The 20,760-nt window shown below is 63.8% G+C and carries 16 protein-coding genes and 2 pseudogenes; 6 read left to right on the forward strand and 12 right to left on the reverse strand.

Annotated features, from left to right (window positions below; genetic code table 11):
* Positions 1 to 11: 11 nt before the first annotated feature.
* From PQB87_RS24620 to PQB87_RS24635, 4 genes and pseudogenes are all read right to left on the reverse strand, one after another.
* On the reverse strand, positions 12 to 731 hold the full coding sequence (locus PQB87_RS24620) for a Crp/Fnr family transcriptional regulator (protein ID WP_489244096.1): 720 nt from the start codon (positions 729 to 731) through the stop codon (positions 12 to 14).
* 463 nt (positions 732 to 1,194) lie between these two features.
* Positions 1,195 to 1,783: pseudogene (locus PQB87_RS24625) on the reverse strand (BPSL1445 family SYLF domain-containing lipoprotein).
* Positions 1,784 to 2,629: 846 nt separating this feature from the next.
* The gene (locus tag PQB87_RS24630) at positions 2,630 to 3,181 is read right to left on the reverse strand and encodes a DUF1003 domain-containing protein (protein WP_234743373.1); all 552 of its coding nucleotides are present in this window, start codon (positions 3,179 to 3,181) and stop codon (positions 2,630 to 2,632) included.
* Positions 3,182 to 3,629: 448 nt separating this feature from the next.
* Positions 3,630 to 3,875 (reverse strand): helix-turn-helix domain-containing protein, encoded by a 246-nt coding sequence (locus tag PQB87_RS24635; RefSeq protein WP_041492845.1) that lies wholly within the window; start codon positions 3,873 to 3,875, stop codon positions 3,630 to 3,632.
* Positions 3,876 to 4,535: 660 nt separating this feature from the next.
* Between PQB87_RS24635 and PQB87_RS24640 the strand changes: the two genes are divergently transcribed.
* Positions 4,536 to 5,054 carry a 3'-5' exonuclease family protein gene (locus PQB87_RS24640; protein WP_489244098.1) on the forward strand — a complete coding sequence of 173 codons (519 nt, stop codon included), beginning with the start codon at positions 4,536 to 4,538 and terminating at the stop codon, positions 5,052 to 5,054.
* Between the two features lie 70 nt (positions 5,055 to 5,124).
* Here PQB87_RS24640 and PQB87_RS24645 read toward each other — a convergent pair whose 3' ends face one another.
* A complete protein-coding gene (locus PQB87_RS24645) occupies positions 5,125 to 6,897 on the reverse strand; it encodes a site-specific integrase (protein WP_080322612.1) in 1,773 nt (590 codons plus the stop codon).
* A gap of 365 nt (positions 6,898 to 7,262) precedes the next feature.
* Between PQB87_RS24645 and PQB87_RS24650 the strand changes: the two genes are divergently transcribed.
* From PQB87_RS24650 to PQB87_RS24660, 3 genes are read left to right on the forward strand one after another with little or no spacing between them, the layout of a single operon-like run.
* On the forward strand, positions 7,263 to 7,967 hold the full coding sequence (locus tag PQB87_RS24650) for a hypothetical protein (RefSeq protein WP_489244100.1): 705 nt from the start codon (positions 7,263 to 7,265) through the stop codon (positions 7,965 to 7,967).
* Between the two features lie 9 nt (positions 7,968 to 7,976).
* A complete protein-coding gene (locus PQB87_RS24655; RefSeq protein WP_489244102.1) occupies positions 7,977 to 9,083 on the forward strand; it encodes an ImmA/IrrE family metallo-endopeptidase in 1,107 nt (368 codons plus the stop codon).
* 27 nt (positions 9,084 to 9,110) lie between these two features.
* On the forward strand, positions 9,111 to 12,080 hold the full coding sequence (locus PQB87_RS24660; RefSeq protein ID WP_489244104.1) for a DEAD/DEAH box helicase: 2,970 nt from the start codon (positions 9,111 to 9,113) through the stop codon (positions 12,078 to 12,080).
* A 362-nt stretch (positions 12,081 to 12,442) separates the two neighbouring features.
* Here the strand turns inward: PQB87_RS24660 and PQB87_RS24665 are convergent.
* Positions 12,443 to 12,964: pseudogene (locus PQB87_RS24665) on the reverse strand (mechanosensitive ion channel family protein); the annotation flags it as partial.
* Between the two features lie 295 nt (positions 12,965 to 13,259).
* On the opposite strand from PQB87_RS24665, the gene PQB87_RS24670 reads away from it, so the two are divergent.
* Positions 13,260 to 15,176 carry a SulP family inorganic anion transporter gene (locus PQB87_RS24670; RefSeq protein WP_404824604.1) on the forward strand — a complete coding sequence of 639 codons (1,917 nt, stop codon included), beginning with the start codon at positions 13,260 to 13,262 and terminating at the stop codon, positions 15,174 to 15,176.
* A gap of 8 nt (positions 15,177 to 15,184) precedes the next feature.
* Here PQB87_RS24670 and PQB87_RS24675 read toward each other — a convergent pair whose 3' ends face one another.
* Positions 15,185 to 16,060: a LysR substrate-binding domain-containing protein gene (locus PQB87_RS24675; RefSeq protein ID WP_111939923.1), complete on the reverse strand. Its 876-nt coding sequence runs from the start codon at positions 16,058 to 16,060 to the stop codon at positions 15,185 to 15,187.
* Positions 16,061 to 16,155: 95 nt separating this feature from the next.
* Here PQB87_RS24675 and PQB87_RS24680 point away from each other — a divergent pair, with 95 nt between their 5' ends.
* Positions 16,156 to 16,755 (forward strand): LysE family translocator, encoded by a 600-nt coding sequence (locus PQB87_RS24680; RefSeq protein WP_081061174.1) that lies wholly within the window; start codon positions 16,156 to 16,158, stop codon positions 16,753 to 16,755.
* Positions 16,756 to 16,791: 36 nt separating this feature from the next.
* Here the strand turns inward: PQB87_RS24680 and PQB87_RS24685 are convergent, their stop codons facing one another.
* From PQB87_RS24685 to PQB87_RS24705, 5 genes are all read right to left on the reverse strand, one after another.
* On the reverse strand, positions 16,792 to 18,246 hold the full coding sequence (locus PQB87_RS24685; RefSeq protein WP_489244106.1) for a DHA2 family efflux MFS transporter permease subunit: 1,455 nt from the start codon (positions 18,244 to 18,246) through the stop codon (positions 16,792 to 16,794).
* Complete coding sequence (locus PQB87_RS24690) at positions 18,243 to 18,806, reverse strand: isochorismatase family protein (RefSeq protein ID WP_059687080.1); 564 nt, start codon at positions 18,804 to 18,806, stop codon at positions 18,243 to 18,245. The genes PQB87_RS24685 and PQB87_RS24690 overlap by 4 nt, the downstream gene beginning before the upstream one ends.
* A 68-nt stretch (positions 18,807 to 18,874) precedes the next feature.
* Positions 18,875 to 19,330 (reverse strand): MarR family winged helix-turn-helix transcriptional regulator, encoded by a 456-nt coding sequence (locus PQB87_RS24695; RefSeq protein WP_081064779.1) that lies wholly within the window; start codon positions 19,328 to 19,330, stop codon positions 18,875 to 18,877.
* A gap of 71 nt (positions 19,331 to 19,401) precedes the next feature.
* Complete coding sequence (locus tag PQB87_RS24700) at positions 19,402 to 19,635, reverse strand: DUF7661 family protein (protein WP_060061957.1); 234 nt, start codon at positions 19,633 to 19,635, stop codon at positions 19,402 to 19,404.
* Positions 19,636 to 19,676: 41 nt separating this feature from the next.
* Positions 19,677 to 20,759: a serine hydrolase gene (locus PQB87_RS24705; RefSeq protein ID WP_489244108.1), complete on the reverse strand. Its 1,083-nt coding sequence runs from the start codon at positions 20,757 to 20,759 to the stop codon at positions 19,677 to 19,679.
* Between the last annotated feature and the right edge of the window lies 1 nt (position 20,760).

A 20,760-nucleotide genomic window follows, 5' to 3' on the forward strand; every position in this document is an offset into this window, starting at 1 on the left:
CTCAGTGGCGGCTAGAGTCTCTTCAGATCGGGAAGCAGGCGATCGAATTCGCGTTTGACCACCGCATAGCATTCGCACACGCGCGTTTCGAGCCCGGGTCGGTCCAGCACTTCGATATGGCCGTAGTTGTAGCGGATGAGGCCCGCGTCCTGCAGCTTCAATGCAGCCTCCGTCACGCCCGACCGCCGCACGCCCAGCATGTTGGCGATCAGTTCCTGCGTCATGCGCAACTGGTTCGACGGCAGGCGGTCGAGACTGAGCAGCAGCCAGCGGCACAGCTGCTGATCGATGGAATGATGGCGGTTGCACACCGCGGTCTGCGCCATCTGCGTGATGAGCGCCTGCGTATAGCGCAACAACAGGCGTTGCATCGCATTGCCACGCCTGAATTCTTCTTTCAGGACGCTCGCGTCGAGCCGGTAGGCCTGCCCAGCGCTTTGCACGACGGCGCGACTCGGCGTCGTTTCGCCGCCCATGAACAGCGACACACCGATCATGCCCTCATGCCCGACGATCGCGATTTCCGCAGACGAGCCGTCCTCCATCACGTACAGCAGCGACACGATCGACGTGGTCGGAAAATAGACGTGATGAAGCTGGCCGCCCGACTCGTACAGCACCTTTCCCAACGGCATGTCGACGAGCGTCAGGTAAGCGGCGAGGTGAGCGCGTTCGTTTTCCGGCAGCGCGGCAAGCAGGTGATTTTCGGTGACGGGCGGGTTGTCCTGCATGCGTGGCTCCTGCGCTCGCGCTCGGGCGACGATGAAGAATCCAGCCATTAGGGGCGCAGTGGGAATCGGCGGGAGAGGCCAATCCTCACACTTTACCGATCCGACGACCGGACGGGATGGCGGCAGCAATATGTCCCTTTTCTCGATGAGTTCGGGAGACCGTTCGAGCGGGAATCCTGCATCAAAAATTATAGTGCCGGCACATGTCTCATCAAGGTGGGCGCAATCACGCGCACTCGATACGGAACCGATATTTCACGGAGCAGTTGACGGGAAATCGATCGCGGTCGGCAGGCCTGAGCGGTGTCGACCGCGGAAGGATGAGCCGCGATGAAGCGCGCGCGCGTCCGCTCCGTTGCCGGACAGGTGCCACACGAGCACGGTTACGCGCCGTTCAGGCGAGTCGAATTCAGATCCGCCGCCGCGTCCTCAGGGCGCCGCGTCTGCCGGCTCACGCTGAGCACTACAGTGTCTTCAGCTTCGAGATCTTCGTTCCTTCAAGCGTCACACCCGCCATCAACCCGCTGTTCGTCAGCACGAATGCTTCGATCGGCGCGGTCGCGGTGATGGTGTCGACATTGCCGTTCGCACCAACTTTCAGGACTGCAACTGATGCGTCGCCGCCTGCCGACCAGCCTTCGCTGCTACGGAACCGATTAAGCGCGTCCTCGGTCATGAACAGGAAAATGATGGCTTTCGATTGTGCGCCGATCTGCAGCCCGATCGAGCCGGTCGTGGTGCTGTAGTACCCGACGGTGCTGCCGGCCACGCGCAGCGAGCCTTCACCGTACTGACCGCCGATCCAGAAGCCGGCCGCGATGACCGATGGGAACACCAGCACGCCACGCGCCTTACCGACAAGTTCATGTAAGCCGTTGGCGCTGGAGTAAAGACGTGCGAGGGTCGAGTCGACGCCCGCATCGATGGTGTGGCGTTTGTCGGTCTGGTGGCCGCTGGCGTCGGATGTTCCGGTCATCGTGCAACCTGAAACCGCGAGGGGAAACAGCCAGGATCGATCCCGGCGTACCCCATAGAAATGTTCGTCGTAGCATCATCGTCTCCTGATTGTTGCCCGAGCTTTCGAGGCTACGTCAGGACGGCCACGGATGCGGTACGACAGCGTACAAAGGCGCAACATCCGCGTTGTCCCGCGTCGCGTTCGGCTTCGCGGCACGTGCAGCGTGTGCGGGTGAATGTCGGTCGATGCCGCGCAACCGGTCCGTCTCCGCAAGCGTCCTTCACCGTACAGACACGCCATCTCGTTGTCGGGACGATGTCCTCTGCAACCATCCGTTCGTTCGTGCGTGACCTGTACACGCACATCGACGTGGTTCACGTCAGCGGTGAATGATTCCGTCATTCGTCTCCGGTCGATCAAACGAAGCAACGTGCCTGGATCCGACCGGCAAGGAGAGCAACATGCGTGCGTCTGTCTACGTCTGTCTTGCGGCTATTGCGACCGTGCTTGCCGGATGCTTTTGGGTACCCGGTGAGGGCTATCGCGGCGATCGAAACGGGGGGTATGGCGGTGCGTATGGCGGCAATCACGAAAGCGGATGGAATCGAGGCGACACTTCGCGCGACCACATGAATCATTCCGGGCGTTCCGATGACCAGGGGCCGCATGGGGCAGGGCAACGGGAAGGATGGTAGGTCAGGGCTGCGGGCGTCACATGAAAACAGCGTCCTTCCGGTGCGCTTCATCATGACCGATGCCGCGGCTCGGCAACGCACACGTCGCCGTGTCGAAGTTCGCCTTTCATATCCCGTTGTACGGCGATTCTCCCAAACAGATCGATCGGAAGAAACGACCGGCAGTCGCCATGGATGGCCGGGCCGCGTCGTTCGCCATTCGATCGCGTCGTTTCGCGAAGCTGGCGCCCCGGATACCCCATTGCTCACGTCCTGCCAGACTCGAGCAGGTTCTTCAGCGCCGCCATTTGTTCCTTCTGCATGTTCAGCAATTCAGTACATTGCTCCTCGCGCAACCCGTCCAATTTTTCATGGAGCAACATGATCTCGAGTTCGGCCTTCAGATTGATTTCGTAATCGTGTTCGGCAGAGACCCGGTCCTTGTATGACTGCCGGTTCTGCGCCATCAGGATAATGGGTGCCTGGATAGCTGCCAGCATCGAGAGAAACAGGTTGAGCAGGATATACGGGTAAGGATCGAAGGCCTTGCTGTACGTTGCCAGAATCAGCGAATTCAGACTGACCCAGGCGACCATGACGACGACAAAGCACGTGATGAATATCCACGACCCGCCGAAGGCGGCAACGGCATCCGCTGCGCGCTGGCCGCGCGTTGCCGCTGCATCCAGTTCTTTCGTGGGGTCTCTCGCGACGTGCTTTCGCTCCGAGATGAGATGTGCAACATTCTTCGTGCGCTCGTCCAGTGATTCATAGGGGACGCCAAAGAATTTTTCGGCAAGCTCCGCAGGTTTACGCATGTTGCTCTCCGCGCGCGGTCGCACAATCAGAACAGAATAGAACCGCAGTCAGGTCATTGCAAAAGGCTGGTTGCTCGGCAACCGCGAAGCAACGAAACCGAAACGGCCCGAACAGCGGCCTCTCCCGGTTTCGTTGCCATCCGACCCAATGGACAAAGTCCCGCGCGATCCCGCACCCTACCGGAACCGGAGCGGTATGAACAGGCTGACGCCTGGCGCCGACTGCGGCGCATAAACCACGGGTGAGAGCGAAGTCCGAGCGTGGCCGACAGCCAGGAACAAATTGCAATAGAAACGGGAACAGCTTTACGGAAAAGAGCGGCAGCGGCTCGCGGATTCCATTTGGATCATTTTAATTTGACATAATGGAATTTGCCATCCGACCGTGCCTTCGCAACTACGTGCTGCAATTCAGGTTGTCGTGGCCCGCGCGCAAAACACTACTACTTTAGAGGCCGGAGCTTTTCAGAAGCTTTGATGGCGAAATATTCAGCGCGTCAGCGATTCGGATGAGGTTGAGAATGGTCAAATTGCGCTGGCCTCTTTCGATGCGGCCCATGTGACTTCGATCGATTCCTGTGAGAAGGGCAAGGGCTTCCTGCGAGACGCCAAACTCCAGCCGGCGAGCGCGGACCGTCGCGCCAATCGCGGCCAGATGTCCTGCGTCGTCCCGTTTGCCAGATACCCTTTGCATCCAATGATGGTCGCGGTATGATACTCGTTTGGCCACGGCATTTACGACCCATTTTCCTTGGGGGCGGCCAGTTTCTCTAGCTGCAAGGCATATGTTTTTGATTCAGGATGGGAATCGTCTACCGCTTCAGTCGGCGATGGCCGGTGCAACTGTATGGGCTGTGATGGAGCAGTGGACACCTGGCGACTTACTGGTTCTACGAGTGTCTGAAAAGCGAGCGCGTGGGGTTCCCTGCGTGATCTGGACGGATCTCACATCCGGAGCGGCATCGTTGAAGCAGTTTCTTGGCGGTAGTAATGTGCTGCGTGGAGCAGCAGTCGTGAGCACGCGCCGCGCGCGTCAGGTAGATGACTGGTATCTGGATCCATTGAGCGAGATCCGAGTTGGGGCGACCGAACTCAGCGAGGACGATCGCACACTGCTGACGGTGACGCAGTTCACGACAGTGACGGGCCGAAAGTTTTCCGTGCCAAGTGGATTCGCGACGCGCCACGCCCGCGGAAGGCGGGTATGGCAAGCACATCGGTCGCACTCGGGCCCTGCGTAATGACCGAGTGGTGCGTTGTGTTCAGATGAACAGGCCGTGCGAGCGGCTTCCGCTACTCCTGGTAGGGCGGGAATCCAGGTGCTATTTGATGAATGCGCCCTGGTTGAGCAACTATGACAGATACCCGCTTCCGCAACGGACCGACTTGGTCGGTACCTTCCAACGGCCATAGTAGTTGGGGAAATCGTTTCTTCGTCGATACCGAGTTCACGGATTTCGAGGCCCCCCAACTCATTAGTCTCGCCATCGTTGGGGAAAACGGATCCGAGTTCTATGGCGAGTGCACGGACTATGATGCAGCGCGCTGTAGCGACTTCGTTCGAGCTGTGGTACTGCCCCAACTCGGCCGGCACAAGGGACGCGCGATGCCGTTTGATCAATTTCGTCAAGCGGTGCGGACATGGATCGACGGTGTCCCGACTACCTCCCAGCCGGTGCTGTGCTACGACTTCGACACGGATTTAAGCCTGCTGCGCTCCCTATTGGATGGCGCGTTGCCCGATGGTTGGGCGCTTGAGGACATTAAGGGGCGGATCGACGCTGGTCGGCGGGCGGCCTACTATGCGCGCCACGGCGGAGAGCACCTCGCATTGCATGATGCTCGAGCAAACGCGCAAGCCTATAATGGTTAAGTGCGCCTCAATTGAAGTTTCAGCAGTGCCTGCCAGCTACGCCGCGTCCGGATTCGGATGTTTTGCGCGGTTATCGGGTCGCGCCGGACGCGTCTCGACGAGGTGATCGGCGTGCCTGACGCTGGAAGGCGGCACTAACCTGGCGCGCGCGTTTTGCCTCTTCGCCGTGAAGATAGGTCGACGTGGTGGCCACCGATGCATGGCGAAGATTGTCCCGTACCGCAACCAGCTCGACGCCGGCGTCGAGGGCATGGGTGGCGTGCGTATGGCGCAGCCAGTGCGGGCTCGCCCGCCGCAGCTTGCCGGCCAGCGCCGGATGGCGCGTGTTCACGCGCTCCGCGGTCTCCCGAAAAAACTCACCTAACACCTGCCGCAACCGCGCCGCACTGATGTGGGTGCCGCCAGGGCGTGCTGCACGATGGACCACATTGAGGTCGGCGACCAACGGGGTGGATGGCTGCCAACGGGGGCGTGTGACCGGCAGACCCCGTGCCTTCAGCGTGCGCCGAAGCGCGTCCCGCGCGAGCGGCGGCAGGGCCACGCGCCCCGATTTCGCCCCTTTTCCCGTTACCTGCAGCCATAGCGCACCGCGGGCGTCCGTCGCGATGTCGCCCAGCGTTGCGGCCACCAGTTCCTGCACGCGCAGGCCGGTCGCGTAGCCGAAGTCGAGCACAAACCGCAGCCGCTCGGCAGCCGGGGCGCTCCAGTCGGTCCGCTCGAGCTGGTCGGCTGCAGTTCGCACGACCCGCCACTCCCGGTCAGTCAACGCCCGCCCGGTATCGAACGGCGCGCGCGTTGCGCCGCCGCGGACGGTCACCCCAGCAAACGGATTGAGCACGACATAGTGCTGGCCGACCAACCACCCGAAGAGCGCGCGCAGGACGGCCAGCGCATAGGCTGTTGAGCGCGTTGTCAGGTGCCCGGCAAACGGGCGCCAGGCCGGTGTGGCGCGCGGGCACGGCGGCCCGATCCAGCGCGCGGCGGGCGTCGGATGTCGCAAGAAGGTGCGATAGGCGATCGCGTCGTCGGTGGTGAGCGATGAAAGTGGGACGCGCCGTTCCACGATCGCCCACAGCAACAGCCGCTCCGCCTCGCGCCGGTAGGCACGTGCGGTGTGCGCCGATTCGTGCAGTGTCAGCCAAGCCTCGATCGCCTGGTAGTCGTTGGTCGCGGCGAGGCCACAGGTGTCGCGCGGGGCCCGGAAGCGGCCGTGTGAGCCATCGAGGGCCGCGGGCAGGGACTCAAGTGACCACAGTGGGACGAGTCGAGCCCTGTCGGCCTCGTAGGCGACGAGCGCGGCGACGCGCTGGGCCAACTCTTGATGGGCTGCCAGGAAAGTCTCGAGGCTTTGCGCGCCCTGACGGCCGAGGCCCGCAATGTTCCGCCACCAGCGCTTGCGCCGCGCCCGGTGCACGAGCAGGTCGGCGAGGGAGTTGATGTGGGCGGTGGCGAGGGCGCGGGCGGTGCGCGGCGGCAGCCACCGGTTCACGGGGTCGGCTGGCTGCGGTGCGGGAATGGGCGTGGTGCGCAGCACGTCGAGGGCGACAACGACCTGCGCTGCATGGCGGGTGCGGTCCGCGGCCGGGTGCGTGAACAGTGGAATCAGGTCGTCGCGCTGGCGGGCCGTCGCGCATGCGACGAGCTGACGACGGATGCGGCCCAGGAGGCCACGCGACGATTGTCCATCGGCCTTGCGGTGCGGCAGGTAGCGCGCGACCGCCGCGCGTGCGGTGAGGCCTTCATGCCAGGCGCGCAGGGCGGCCAGCGACGCGAGATCGGGCAGGGCTGTCCCAGCGAAATTTCCGTCGCCCGGCCGTGCGGAGGAGGTCGGGGCAGTACACATGCATCCAGTTTAGGTCGCCCATAGGCTCCATGCGATAAGAGTATTTATCGCAAATGAACGATTGTTTCATCCGGCATCACGGACAGAGTTGAGCCGAGACGGGCTGCGGTGACGGCGACCCTCGACGCTGGGAAGCGGGAGCGTTGCTCTGCGCGCGGGCGGTTGACTGATCATCGAGCGTCTTGGGTCACGATCCCGCAACGGGGCCCCGTGCGCCCTGTTTGCGCTCGCCAGGATTGTTCGCGCCTTGCGGCCTTCTGGCTTAAGACCACGCCCCCGTGGGGCCTCTTTCCGTTGGCGAAAATTTCCGCTTTTCCGGCCTCGACTTGAGGTACACTTTCCGGAAACTCTGACAAGGAGCCAGCGTGTCCAAATCCAAGTTCAAATTGGCATACTCGAACGCCTTTGCGCCCCGGGCCAAGGCAGTGACCGAACCGGCGCTCGTGGAAGCACGGCTGCAGGAGCTGTCGGCTGACCTAGCCGTCAGCCTCCTGTACAACGCTATTCAAGGTGGGCTTGGCGCCCGCAACGATACGACGCGCGCATCCGCGGTTACTGCTGCAGGTGTGCAGCAGTGGCTGAAGACGGTTGAGGTGCTGCGCACTCTGCTGAGTGAAAGGCAGTGGCGTATCCACAACGAAAAGAACTGCCCGTTCATCAGTGCGCCGGATCAGTCCGTTTCCATTGTGGTAATGACAGGTAACAGCGAAACGGGCAAAGAGGGCTTTGAGGATCCCACAAACCAGGCCGAAAAAGGCGTGGTGGTTCAAGGTTTTGTGCATTCCAATCGCCAGATGGAATTGTTCAATCAAGACGCATTTAAATTCGCGAAAGCGAGGCAGAAGGAAACACAGGTCTGGGCCTTTCTGTACCACTACGACAAGACGTTGAACGAAGTGCGGTTCGAACTTTCGTACCCTACCGGCTTTGGCAAGAGAAAGATTACCGAGTGGGGCGAGCGGCTGATTCTGGGAAGCATTCCCAATAACGCGACGGATTTCGAAATTCGCGAGGATACGCCGAATGCGCCTGCCACCGTCGATGTCGAACCCAAATCAGGTACTTTTTGATTAATCATCATGGTAGAAGTCAACCCTTCGCAAATCACGTTTGCCCGGGTTAGAAGACGCCTGACAAAGGCGCAATTGGCCAAAGAACTTGGCGTCACAAGCCGAAGCATCCAGAACTACGAAACTGGGACTTCGACTCCTGACGCCGAGACTCTGGAAAAAATGGGGAAACTGCTGAACTTTCCTCAGCAGTTTTTTTTCATTGAAGAACGCATGCCGGTCATCGGCGAGCATGCGGCGAGTTTTCGCTCACTCTCAAGGATGACTGAGGCCATGAAGAACTGCGCACTCAGTGCGGGCGCGATTGCGTTCAAGGTCAACGAGTGGATGGAGGAGCGGTTCAATCTCCCCTCAGCCGATCTGCCCGATCTTAGTGACCTTGGGCCCGAGGAGGCCGCTGCCACCTTGCGCCGCATGTGGGGACTGGGCAATGCCCCCATCCCGAACATGATTCACCTGCTGGAGTCCAAGGGGGTCCGCATTTTTTCTCTGGCTGAAGAAGCGCGCGAGGTGGACGCCTTCTGTACATGGCATGACGGCAGGCCATTCGTCTTCCTCAACACGATGAAGTCTGCCGAACGCAGTCGATTTGATGCAGCCCATGAACTCGGGCACCTGGTCCGCGATGTCTATAGCTTGCAACATGGGGAGGCGCGTGGCCTGGAAATGGAGCGCCAGGCGGACGCATTCGCCGCTGCATTTCTTATGCCGAGGGAGAGCATTGTTGCTAACCGGCCTCCGGTATTCAGTATCAAGTACCTGATGAAGCTGAAGCACTATTGGGGCGTCTCATTGATCGCGCTTGCTTACCGCTATAACACGGTAGGTCAGATCACTGAATGGAACTATCGCAATCTGTGCATTGAAATAGCCAAGCACGGTTACCGTACAAATGAGCCGGAACCAATGGAGCGTGAAGGCTCACAGTTGCTGTCCAAAGTACTGGACGTCCTGCGGAGTCACAAGTTAGGGCGAGGTGAGATCGCGAAAAGCTTGTGCGTCAGTGTTGACGAGATCAATGCACTAACCTTTAAGCTGACGCGCTTGTCGGTGCTCTCGAGTGATGTCTCTGCTGAAATGCTCAAGCAACAACCGCCCAAGCTCCGACTGGTGTAAGCAATAAATAGATTCGAGTACAGCGCCATGGCAGACTACTTTCCGGAGAATCGCGGAGCATTGAATTTGGCGGTGCAAGGCGAAATTCCGAACGAGGGATTTCGCCCAGGGCAGGTCGGCGCATTGCACGCGGTGCTTGCGCATATCTCTGTCCACGATGACCCAGCTATCGTGTGTCTGCCAACAGGGTACGGCAAAACTTCCGTGATGATGGCCCTTCCCATGTTGCTCGGAGCGAAGCGTGTCCTGGTGGTGGAGCCCTCGGATGCGCTTCGTCGGCAAGTCTCTTCCCATTTTCGGGAGCTGTCGACACTCCGACGTATCAAGGTCATTGACTCCAATTTGCCGAATCCAGCTGTGCATCGGCTCGAGGGCAAGCCCGAAAATGCGGACGCTTGGCGTGCATTTGAGGAGTTTGACGTGGTGGTATCTACCCCCGCGAGTTCATCGCCGGCAGTTGCGCCTGGTGCGGCACCAAACCTTTTCGACCTAGTCGTTTTCGATGAAGCTCATCATGCACCGGCGGACACGTGGGCAGCATATCTTGATCATTATCGATCCGCGCGTTTTGTATTTTTAACTGCGACACCATTTCGACGGGATGGACGAGTCATTCCGGGCAGATTAGCGTACCGATATCCGGTGATGAGGGCACTCGAGGAAGGTGCGTTTCAACCGATCTCGTTCCTCGCGGCTCCGGTCGAGGACGCGCTCGACGACGAGCACGTGGATAAGGTGATTGCCGAACTTGCGGTGCGACAACTTCAGGCTGACATTGAAGCGGGCTACGATCATCGCCTATTTGTGCGAGCGGCGACCATCAGTGCTGCGCGGGCGCCGGTACCGCTGTACAAGGGACTGGGCGTGAATGTAGAGGCTATCGATAGCAAGGTCAGCAAACGCACGCAAGACGATTGCGAGCGCCGTTTGGTGAATGGAGATCTCCAGGGAATCGTCTGTGTTGACATGTTCGGCGAAGGCTATGACTTCCCCAAACTGAAAATCGCTGCGCTGCATGCGCCTCATCGATCTCTGGTACCGACAATTCAGTTCATCGGGCGATTTGCTCGTGTTGACGGAGCGACAGGAAAAGGCACTCTCATCGCTCCGCTAGCTCGCGTCCAGAATGCGACTACCGCGCTCCTGAAAGAGGGTGTTGATCTTGCGCGAATGATTGATGAAGCGGCCGCCGCTGAGCTGGCGGGGGATGCGGAAGGCCAAGCGCTACTCGAACGCCTTCCTGTCAAGCGAATCGCAGAGTCTGACTACGAAGCGGTTTCGCCTTTGGCACTGGAGCTTTACGCCCACGTGCGGGTATTCCACTGTTCTCAAGCTCCCGACTTCGCGGCAATCGGGGACCGCATCACGTGCCACGTGCGGGTGATGAAGCAATGGTCCTCGGACGACGGGACCGTCAGCCTTCTACTTACTGCCGACGAAAATCCGCCCAGTTGGGCAACGTCGGATGTGCTGTCGAACATTCGCCATGATGCATTTCTTTTTATCTATTATCCGACTACCCAGCGGTGTTATATCGGCTCGACACGACGTACAGAGAAAATATACCTTGGGCTAATGAACAAGGTCTGTCCGTCGGCACATCGAGCACTAAGCTATGAAGAAACGAGTCGTGCGCGCGCGGGACTGCAGGCCGTTAAGTTCTGTAACGTAGGCCTAAAAAACAATACGTTCAACTCGCAAGCGGAAACCTATAGAACTCTTACAGGGCCAGCCGCAGAGCGGGCGGTGAATGCGGGAGACGGTCGTGCTTACTCTCAAGGCCACTACTTCGGAAGCGGTATAGCTGGTGACATCAAGGAGACCATTGGTGCGAGCAGCAGTTCTCGGATTTGGAGCAATCAGCGACTAACTGTAGCGGAGTTTTTGAGTTGGGTAGGGAGAATAGACGCTCGGCTGACAGGAAGTGCACCGTTTGCAGCAACACAGCTGGACCTGGTTCGCGCGACCACAACATTGCGCGTGCTTCCGGATACGGTTATAGCTGGGACTTGGCCGAAGGCAGGCTTCAAGGCGAATCACCGCATACGTTACCGCCATGGTGCCGGAGCGCGACCAATGTACCGACGACTTACTGACTGGGAGTTTTGCAGTTTTGAATCGCACCCCGCTGAAGCACGGTTGCATTTTTCGGTGACGTCCGAGGATATCAGCGTGCGCATGAGATTCGCAGTCGGCCAGGGCAATATGGTTTCGCAGTCCGAGGAGGACGCAAGACTGGAAATTGAGTCGGCTATCGACTCGTGGATGCCCCTCGCTGAGTGGTTGTCCGAGCATCCCCCCATTTTCTACGCAGCTGATAAATCATCATTTGAAGGGATGAATTTGATGGCGGCGCCACAGCTCCAGAGCCGTGCACTCGCCCAAGGTGACGCCGAAGTGATTGACTGGAACGGTTGCGATGTGACCTTAGAGTTTCTCGTCGATGATGGCACACCGCGCGCGCTGGAGCGCAGAGAGCAACTTGCAGGGCGCGCGACTGTGCAAGAACACTTGGAGCGACATCTTCTGGACCAGGTAGACGTCGTTGCGCTGTTCTACGACCACAGGTCTGGCGAGGCTGCCGACTATATAGCTGTTAGTGTTGGGCAACACGCGGACGTCAAGATTACCCTGTACCACTGCAAGGGGGCCGGTGGTCCTCCGAGTGGTGGGCGGGTTGGCGACCTGTACGAAGTCGCGGGGCAGTTGGTCAAATCGGTCTACTACTGTGATGCGAGCATCCTGCTTGGGCATATGCAAGACAGAATGAACGCCCGCTACGCATCGCCCTCACGATTTTTGCGTGGTAGCTTGGACATGCTTCGGCAACTAATTGAGGACACGATGGCAACGAAGCTAAGCTTTATCGTCGTGGGCGTCCAGCCGGGAATTCGACGCAGCATAGTCAATGAACGTCTGGTCGACCTCATGGTGTTTGGGGTCGACTATGCCCGGCAGGGTGGCGCAGCGAATGCTTATTGGCTGATAAGCGAGTAATGCCTTGCGCGTCGCGTGAAGCAGTTGCGGCAAGTAGGTTTCTGAGAACGACGGATAAGCGGGTCCTATGTTCTTCGTCAGGCGTAAAGGGGCGGCCTTGCGTTGAATGATGCCGTCGTGCAGCTTGGCGAACAGAGCTGGCGCTTCCATTGATGCGGGTTCGCGCCGCGACGGCGGCTCTGGATTTGATCATCGCTGGGCGGGCGGGTTGAGAGTTCGGCTGCTCATGGAACATTTATGGTTCAAATGCCGTACACATGGAAGATTTATGGTGTATGTGGTCGTTTATGGTACCGGTTTCTTCCCTTCGTTTTTGACAAAGCTTGGAAGTTATATGGTTGTTTCGCCGGAAGCCAATTGAGTTCCTCCACAATCAGCATCAGCACCGCCGACATCGCACCGATGCCGGACAGCAGCAGGCCGATCTGCTTGCCGGTTGCGTCGCCGATCACGACGAGCGCGGCCGTGATGAACATCACGAGCTTGACGAGCTGCATCGCGCCTTTCAGCGACAGGCGCGGCTGGTCGCGCTGGTACGTGCGATGCGCGTGTTCGAGCGCCGAAAGCGTCGCGCTCACGGTCATCGTCACGAGGAACACGATCAGCGCGAACAGCGCCTTGTCGGCGACCTGCACGGCCGTATCGGGAATGCCGGGCACCGCGCCGAGCCCGAGCTTGATCACGACGAACGGGACGATGCGGTTCAGCCACTTGAATGCGCCGAACTCGAACAGCGCGTCGTCGACGCGCGTGGCGGAAAGCCGCGCGAGCCGCGCGACCACGCGGAACAGCAGGAAATGGACGACGGCGGTGATCGCGCCGGCGGCGGCGAGCAGGATGAGGATGCCGACGAGCGGCTCAAACCAGGATTCGTTCAGGGTCATAGGGGAAAACAAGGGCCTTCTCGTGCGTTGAACCGGCGCCGCGACGCGGCGCGCGCCCGGTGAAGGGCGCATGAAAGGGACCGTGATTGTGCCATCGGGTTCCAGGCACGTCGCCGTGAATGCGCGGCGCGCGGCTCCCGCATCGGCTCACCATTGCGCAGGTCTCCTCTGCAATCGGGTGAGGGCGGACGACGAAAGCGCGTCACCGCAAGCCGGTGCGCGCGCTGCTTGCCGGACGCGCCGCCGGTTCATCCGGAATCGGCGCGACGCCGCTGCGGCGGGCCTGCGCGCTTCAATGCGCGTGCACGGCGATCCATGCAATCATGCGGGCGTCGCAGGGTTGTCGACGTGCCGTCCGCCTTTGCGCGCGGGCCCTCCGTCGACGGTGAGCGACACGTGCCGTTTTCGCGCACTTGCCATGCGATGCCTGCCAGGGGCACGATGCGCGAACGACTTCGCGAACCACGTCACCCCGTATTCACGCACTTCACGCATGCAAGATTCCAACGAAAGCCGCCCGTCAGGCGTGCGGCTGCTGAAAGGCATCCTCCCGATCCGCCGTGGCGGGGCCGTCCGCGACATTCTCGCGGGCATTTCGCTCGCGTCGATGGACATCCCGCAGGTGCTCGGCTACGCGCGCATCGCCGGCATGCCGGCCGTCACGGGCCTCTACACCGTGTTCCTGCCGCTCGTCGCGTTCGCGATCTTCGGCGCGTCGCGGCATTTGGTGGTGGCCGCCGATTCCGCGACCGCGACGATCTTCGCGAGCCGGCTGTCGTCGATGGCGCCGGCCGGCAGCGCCGAATACGTGGCGCTGGCCGGCATGGTCGCGCTGCTGACCGCCGCGATGCTGCTGCTCGCGCGCATCTTCAAGCTCGGTTTTCTCGCCGATTTCCTGTCGCGCACGGTGCTGGTCGGCTTTCTCGCCGGCGTCGGCGTGCAGGTGTCGATCGCGATGCTCGGCGACATGCTCGGGCTGGCCGTACCGTACCCGGCGTCGCGCAGCCTGGCGCAGCTCGACTACGTCGTCACGCATCTCGTCCACACGAACCGGCCGACGTTCGCGCTCGCGGCGCTCGTCGTCGTCGCGATTCTCGCCGGCAAGCGGTTCCTGCCGCGCGTGCCGATGCCGATGATCGCGGTCGCGGGCAGCATCGCGGCGAGCGGCACGTTCGGATTCGCCGCGCACGGCATCGCGGTGCTCGGGCCGGTCGCGGGCGGGCTGCCGCCGTTGCGCTGGCCGTCCGTCACGTGGCAGCAGTTCCTCGATCTCGTGCCGGTCGCCGCGTCGTGTTTCGTGATGATCATTGCGCAGAGCGCGGCCGCCGCGCGGGTGTTCGCGCAGCAGTATCGCGAGGACGTCGATACCAATGCCGACATCCTCGGCCTCGCGGCCGCGAACGCGGCGGCGGCGGTGGGCGGCGCGTTCGTCGTCAACGGCAGCCCGACGCAGACGGCGATGGCCGACGGCGCGGGCGTGCGCAGCCAGATCGGGCATCTCGCGTTTGCGGCCGTGGTGGCGGTGGTCCTGCTGTTCTTCAGCACGACGCTGCAGTATCTGCCGCATGCGGTGCTGGCCGGCATCGTGTTCACGATCGCGCTCGGGTTGATCAACGTGCGCAGCCTCGCCGCGATCCGCAAGGAAAGCCCCGGCGAGTTCACGCTTGCGCTGGTCACGGCCGTGGCCGTCGTGACGGTCGGCGTCGAGCACGGCATCCTGCTGGCCGTCGCGCTGTCGCTGATGCGGCACGTGCGCCACAGCTACCAGCCGCACACGATGGTGCTCGAACCGGTCGAAGGGAACGGAAGGTGGCAGCCGGTGCCCACGCGGCGGGGTGCGATGACGGCGCCGGGGCTGATCGTCTACCGGTTCGGCTCCGACCTGTTTTTCGCGAACGATCACCTGTTCGCCGCCGAAGTGACCGAGCTCGTCGATGCGGCGCCGGTGCCGGCGCGCTGGTTCGTCATCGATGCGGGGGCCGTCACCGACATCGATTATTCGGCCGCACGCACGCTGACCGATCTCGTCAGGATGCTGCACGCGCGCGGGATCGGCGTGCTGTTCGGGCGTGTCAACCGCTACCTGCGCGCGGACATGGATCGTCACCGGATCACGGAGATCGTCGGCGCGTCGTGCATCTTCCCGACGCTGCACCAGGCGCTCGAGGCCGCCGGCACGACGCCGGCGCCGCAGGAGCCGGGCACCGTGTAGCGTCGGCCCTATGCGGCCGCGCGCAAGCGCGCGAAGCCGTTGCGCAGGTGGCGGGCGAGTTCCGTCGCGGCCGGTGTGTGCTGGCCGCGCGGAAGATGAAGGTTGATCGCGAAGTTCGGCAGCGCGGGCAGGCCGCTGCCGGCCGGCAGGATGTCGAGGTCGGCCGGCACGGTCGACGCGAGCCACGCGGTGACGGCGAGGTCGGAGCGCACGGTCGCGGTGGTGGCGTCGATGCTGCCGTTCTCGAACACGGTGCGCCACGCGCGATCGCAGCCGCGCAGCGCGTCGAGCACCGTCGGGCGGAACGCGCAGGTCGGCGCGACCATCGATACGGGCAGCGGCGTGTTCCGGTACGCGGTGCCGCCTTTCGCGCCGACCCAGACCAGGCGGTCGACGGCGATGCACTCGCCGCGTGACGGCCCGACCGGCGCCTCGATCAGCGCGACGTCGAGTTCGCCCTGCGCGAGCCCCCGGTGCAGCTCCGGCGACGCCTCGCACACGAGCGTGAGCGCGACCTGCGGATGCGCCTGCGCATAGCCCTTCAGGATCGGCGCGAGACAGGTGCCGACGAGATCCTGCGGCGCGCCGAGGCGCACGGTGCCGTCGACCGCGCCGGCCGTCATGTCGGCCAGCAGCGCATCGTGCACGGCGAGCAGCCGGCGCGCCTGCCCGAGCAGCCGCTCGCCGTCCGGCGTGAGCAGCAGGTTGCGGTGCTCGCGGACGAACAGCGGGCCGGCCAGCGTTTCGAGCCGCGCAACCTGCTGGCTGATCGCGCCTTGCGTCAGGTGCAGCGCGCGGCTGGCCGCCGTCATGCTGCGATGATCGGCGACCGTGACGAAGGCGCGCAGCAGCGCGAGGTCGAGATGACGTGCCATGCGACGCATTATGAACGCTAATGACAGGCATAAAAAGCTTTCGCTGTCGTAATGGCGGGATCGCGCGTAAAACAGGGCTTCGACGACGCCAACCGGGAGCTTCCGTGCCGTTCCGAGACTACCTGCCGCTGATGCTGTTCGTGATCGTGTCCACCGTGACGCCGGGCGGCGCGACGACGCTCGCCACTGCGTCGGGCGCGCATTTCGGCTACCGGCGTTCGCTGCCGATGATGGCGGGCATCGCGGCCGGCCTGGCGTCGATGGCCGCGGCGGCGGCGGCCGGGCTCGGCGGCGTGCTGCTTGCGCTGCCCGCGTTGCAACTCGTGATGAAGGCGGTCGGTTCGGTGTACCTCGTGTGGCTGGCCGTGCGCATCGGGCGCGGCGGCAAGCCGCGGCTCGATGCCGAGGTGCACCGGCCGCAGGGATTCCTCAGTGGCGTCTGGATGCTCTGGCACAACCCGAAAGGCTGGGCGATGACGCTCGGCGCGGCCGCGTCGTTCGCCGCGCTCGCGTCCGGCCCGGCCCGCCTCGGCATATTGCTCGGGCTGGCGTTCGGCGTGGCCGCGATGGCTTCGCTGTCGCTCTGGTGTTTCGCCGGGCTGCTGTTCGCGCGGGTGTTGCGCACGGAGCGGCAGTGGCACTGCCTGAATGCGGCGCTCGGCGTGCTGCTCGTGATCTCGATCGTGCCGATGTGGCTGCCGTAGCGGGGCGGCCGCACGTGTCGTGCGGCCGCCCGAAGGTCAGCGCGAACCGGCGCGCGCGGTGCCGGCCGGCTGCCCGCCCGTACCGGGCGACCACAACGGCAGGCGCAGCGTCGTGACGACGCTTGCCGCGTGCAGCACGCAAAGCAGGCCGAACGCCCACGCATAGGCGTTCGCCGGCGTGCCGCCGCCCGCCGCCGATTCGACCTGCAGCCGCCATGCGAGGAACAGCGTGCACACGGTGGTGAACGTCGGGCCGCCGAGACGCTGCACGATATTGAGCGAGGTCGTCGCCATCGGCAGGTTGCGGCGCTCGACCGACGCATACGCGGCGGCGATCGACGGCGCGCCGATCGCGCTCTGGCCCATGCCGCGCAGGAACAGGGCCGGCACGAGCAGGTAAGGATCGTAGCCGGTCAGCGCGAGGAACACGAACGGCAGCGTCGCGAGGAGTGCGAGCAACGCGCCGGCCGAGGCCAGCCGGCGCACGCCGAACCGGCTCGTCAGCGCGCCCATCGACGGATACGTGACGAGCATGCCGAGGCCCATCGGCGCGAGCAGCCAGCCCATTTCGCCGGGCGTGCGCCCGCACGCCTGGATCAGGAACACCGGAATCAGCATCTGGCCCGCGAACAGCGCGCCGTTCGACAGGAACTGCGTCGACGCGGCCGCGCCGAACACCTTGCCGCGAAACAGCGCAAGGTCGATCAGCGCATCGTCGCCATTGCGCGTCTCGACCCGCAGGAAGGCGGCGAGCAACAGCGCCGACACGACGATCGCCGCGATGCCGGGCGCTTCGTTGATCCGCTCGATGCCGTACAGGAACAGCACGAGCCCCGGCGACAGCAGCGCGAGGCCGACCCAGTCGAGCGTGCGCCGTGGCGCGTCGTCGCGGTCGGCGGGCAGGAACCGCGCGGCCAGCGCGAGCGCCAGCACACCGACGGGCAGGTTCACGAGAAACAGCCAGCGCCACGACGCGTGTTGCAGGATCGCGCCGGCCACGACCGGGCCGAGGATCGGCGCGAGCAGCACGGGCACGGCCGCATAGCCGATCACGCGCGCCATCTGCTGGCCGGCGACACGCGCGATCATCATCTGCGCCATCGGCGCGAGCAGCCCGCCGCTGACCCCTTGCAGCACGCGGAAGGCGATCAGCGACGGCGCGGACCATGCGAGCCCGCACAGGGCCGACGTGAGCGTGAACGCCGAGAAGCACCACAGATACAGCGCCTTTGCGCCGATCCGGTCGACGAGCCAGCCGTTCAGCGGCAGCACCAGCGTCAGCGCGAGCAGGTAGCCGCTCGTCACCCACTGGATCGTCGCGAGACTCGCGTGCAGGTCGGTCGCGAGGCTCGACAGCGACACGTTGACGATCGTCGCGTCGAGCTGCGACAGCAGCGAGCCGAGCGTGGCTACCGCGCCGACCTTCCAGATCGACGGATCGAGCCGGCCGGCCGCGCGGCGCGGCGCCGGCTGCGCGCGTTCGCCGCTCACGCGCCGCGCCGGTCGAGCAGCGCGACGATGTCCTGCGTCGTGCCCGTCTCGCCGAGGCGCGGGAACAGGCGCTCGACGCTGTTCGCATGCGCGTCCGCGTTGAGGTCGGTCATCGCGTCGATGGCGAGCGTGACGTTGTAGCCGAGTTCGTGCGCCTGCCGTGCGGTCGACTCGACGCCGATGCTCGTCGCGACGCCGGCCAGCACGATCTGCGTGACGCCGGCCGCCTTCAGGTGCGCGTCGAGGCCGGTGCCGGTAAACGCGCCCCAGGTCTTTTTCGTCACGACGTGGTCGCCGGGCTGACGGTTCAGTTCGGGGACGAGCTCGGTCCAGTCGGCGGGCAGCGCACCGGCGCGCGCCTGCTGCTGCGTGCGGCCCGGCGCAACGCCGGCGACGTTGACGAGCACGACCGGCAGGCCGCGGCTGCGGAATGCGTCGAGCAGCGCGCGGCTGTGTGCGACCACCGGCTCGACCGGGTGCGCGGTGGGGAGGGCGACGATGCCTTTCTGCAGGTCGATGACGACGAGTGCCGTGTTCGTGTCGAGACGGGTTGCGCTCATGATGGGGGCTCCGTGGAAGGGACGAGGAAAGCCGTGCGCGCGAATGCCGCGAGGCGCGCGGGCCGGGTTCACTGCTCGCCGATGCGGCGGATCAGCGGGATTGCGGCGGCGAGCGTGTCGATGTCTGCGGGGTCGAGCTGCTCGATCGCGGCGCCGAGCCACTTGTGCTTGGCGGCGTTGCGCTTGAGTCGTGCGTCGAGGCCGGCCGCGGTCAGCCGGAACAGGATCTGGCGGCCGTCGGTCGGATGCGGTTCGCGCTCGACGAGACCGTCTTCCTCGAGGCTCGCGAGAATCGCCTTCATCGATTGAGGCTTCATCGCTTCGGCGCGCGCGAGATCGGCGGTCGTCATCGGCCCGTGCCGCTGGAGTCGCGCGAGCGCGCTCGTCTGGGACATGCCGAGCCCGTCGGATTCGATCGCGGAGCGGAGCCGGCGGACCAGTTGGCCGACCGCGAGGGTCAGGTCGGCCGCGACGATATCGGCGGAAACGCCGGATTTGCGTGGAGGGTTCATGCGGCGAATCATAGAACACGACAGTTAAACTTGCAAGTTTAACTGTCGAATTGACCGCCGGATCGAGGTACGGCCGGGTGCGGTTACGCGCCGCGGAGCGGGACCGGTACGACCTCGTTGTATCTGGGGGTCGCGTTCTCGTGCAGCAGGTCGCCGAGGTATTGCGCGAGTTCGTCGGCGGCGAGCGCGGACGGTATGTGCAGGTTGGCCGCGCGTCGCTTGCCTTCGGTGCCGAGATCGAACACGGCCCAGCGGTCGTCCTTGCGCACGACGGCGAGTAGACGGCCAAATGCGTTGAAGCGGTATTCGTCCTGCATGGCTGCGCTCCCGTAGGAGAATGCGCCGGCCGCCCGCGCGCTCACTGGATCGAGCAGGACAGCCAGCGATGGATCTTGATGGCATCGCTCGAGACGCCCGCACGCGTCGGTGCGCCGAGCAGCACGACCGTTTCGCGGCGGCCCTTCACACGCATGCGCATCACGACGCCGTGCCCCGACTCGTTGATGAAGCCGGTTTTCTGCAGCCGGATCGGCAGGCGGCGGTAGCGGACGAGCGGGTCGGAATTCACGTACACCAGCTCGCCGTCGCCCGGGCGCACGGTGGTGGACGTATCCGTCGAGAAATAGCGGATCAGCGGGTCCTGCGCCGCCGCGCCGACGAGCTTCGCGAGATCCTCGGCCGTCGACACGTTGTGCGGCGACAGGCCGGTCGGCTCGCGGAAGTGCGTATGGTGCATGCCGAGCCGGCGCGCCTCGCGATTCATCGCGTTGACGAACGCGGCGCGCCCGCCCGGGTAGTCGCGGCTCAGCGCGGCGGCCGCGCGGTTTTCCGACGACATCAGCGCGATATGGAACATCTCGCGGCGCGACAGTTCCGAACCCACCTGCAGGCGCGACCCGGTGAACTTGATCGTGTCGCGGTCGCGCGCGGTGACGCGCAGCACGCCGTTCAGCGGACGGTCGGCGTCGCGCGCGACGACGGCCGTCATCAGCTTCGAGATCGACGCGATCGGCCGCACCGTGCGTGCGTTGCGCGCCAGCAGCGGCGTGCCGGAGTCGACGTCGAGCAAGTAGGCCGCACGCGAATGCAGGGCATTGACCGAGCGCGGGGTGTAGCCGCAGCTTGCCATCAGGCGCGGTTTCGCGGCGGCCGGGCGCGGACGGACGGCGGTCGTGCGCTTCGCGCGGCGATGCGGGGCCGGGGCGGCGTGACGCTTGATCGTCTGATGCTTCGCACTCGGGCGGCGATGCTTTATCGCCTTGTGCTTGCGGAGGGGTTTCTTCTTGACGGCTTTCTTGTGCGGATGCGCGTGGGCCTGCGCGGTGCGATGCGGCTGCGCGCGCTGCGCGGACGCGTTCGCGGCGAACGCGAGCAGCAGGAACGAGAGAGCGAGGATCAGCGTGGTCCGGGCGCGAGGCACGCGCGCGATGAGGCCGGTCAAG

Source organism: Burkholderia sp. KL41 (genome assembly GCF_057005415.2).

Excerpts from the sequence above, each read along its gene's own strand:
- PQB87_RS24620 (WP_489244096.1), bottom strand. The coding sequence starts at position 731 with ATGCAGGACAACCCGCCCGTCACCGAAAATCACCTGCTTGCCGCGCTG.
- PQB87_RS24630 (WP_234743373.1), bottom strand. The coding sequence starts at position 3,181 with ATGCGTAAACCTGCGGAGCTTGCCGAAAAATTCTTTGGCGTCCCCTAT.
- PQB87_RS24635 (WP_041492845.1), bottom strand. The coding sequence starts at position 3,875 with ATGCAAAGGGTATCTGGCAAACGGGACGACGCAGGACATCTGGCCGCG.
- PQB87_RS24640 (WP_489244098.1), top strand. The coding sequence starts at position 4,536 with ATGACAGATACCCGCTTCCGCAACGGACCGACTTGGTCGGTACCTTCC.
- PQB87_RS24645 (WP_080322612.1), bottom strand. The coding sequence starts at position 6,897 with ATGTGTACTGCCCCGACCTCCTCCGCACGGCCGGGCGACGGAAATTTC.
- PQB87_RS24655 (WP_489244102.1), top strand. The coding sequence starts at position 7,977 with ATGGTAGAAGTCAACCCTTCGCAAATCACGTTTGCCCGGGTTAGAAGA.
- PQB87_RS24660 (WP_489244104.1), top strand. The coding sequence starts at position 9,111 with ATGGCAGACTACTTTCCGGAGAATCGCGGAGCATTGAATTTGGCGGTG.
- PQB87_RS24670 (WP_404824604.1), top strand. The coding sequence starts at position 13,260 with ATGCGCGTGCACGGCGATCCATGCAATCATGCGGGCGTCGCAGGGTTG.
- PQB87_RS24675 (WP_111939923.1), bottom strand. The coding sequence starts at position 16,060 with ATGCGTCGCATGGCACGTCATCTCGACCTCGCGCTGCTGCGCGCCTTC.
- PQB87_RS24690 (WP_059687080.1), bottom strand. The coding sequence starts at position 18,806 with ATGAGCGCAACCCGTCTCGACACGAACACGGCACTCGTCGTCATCGAC.
- PQB87_RS24695 (WP_081064779.1), bottom strand. The coding sequence starts at position 19,330 with ATGATTCGCCGCATGAACCCTCCACGCAAATCCGGCGTTTCCGCCGAT.
- PQB87_RS24700 (WP_060061957.1), bottom strand. The coding sequence starts at position 19,635 with ATGCAGGACGAATACCGCTTCAACGCATTTGGCCGTCTACTCGCCGTC.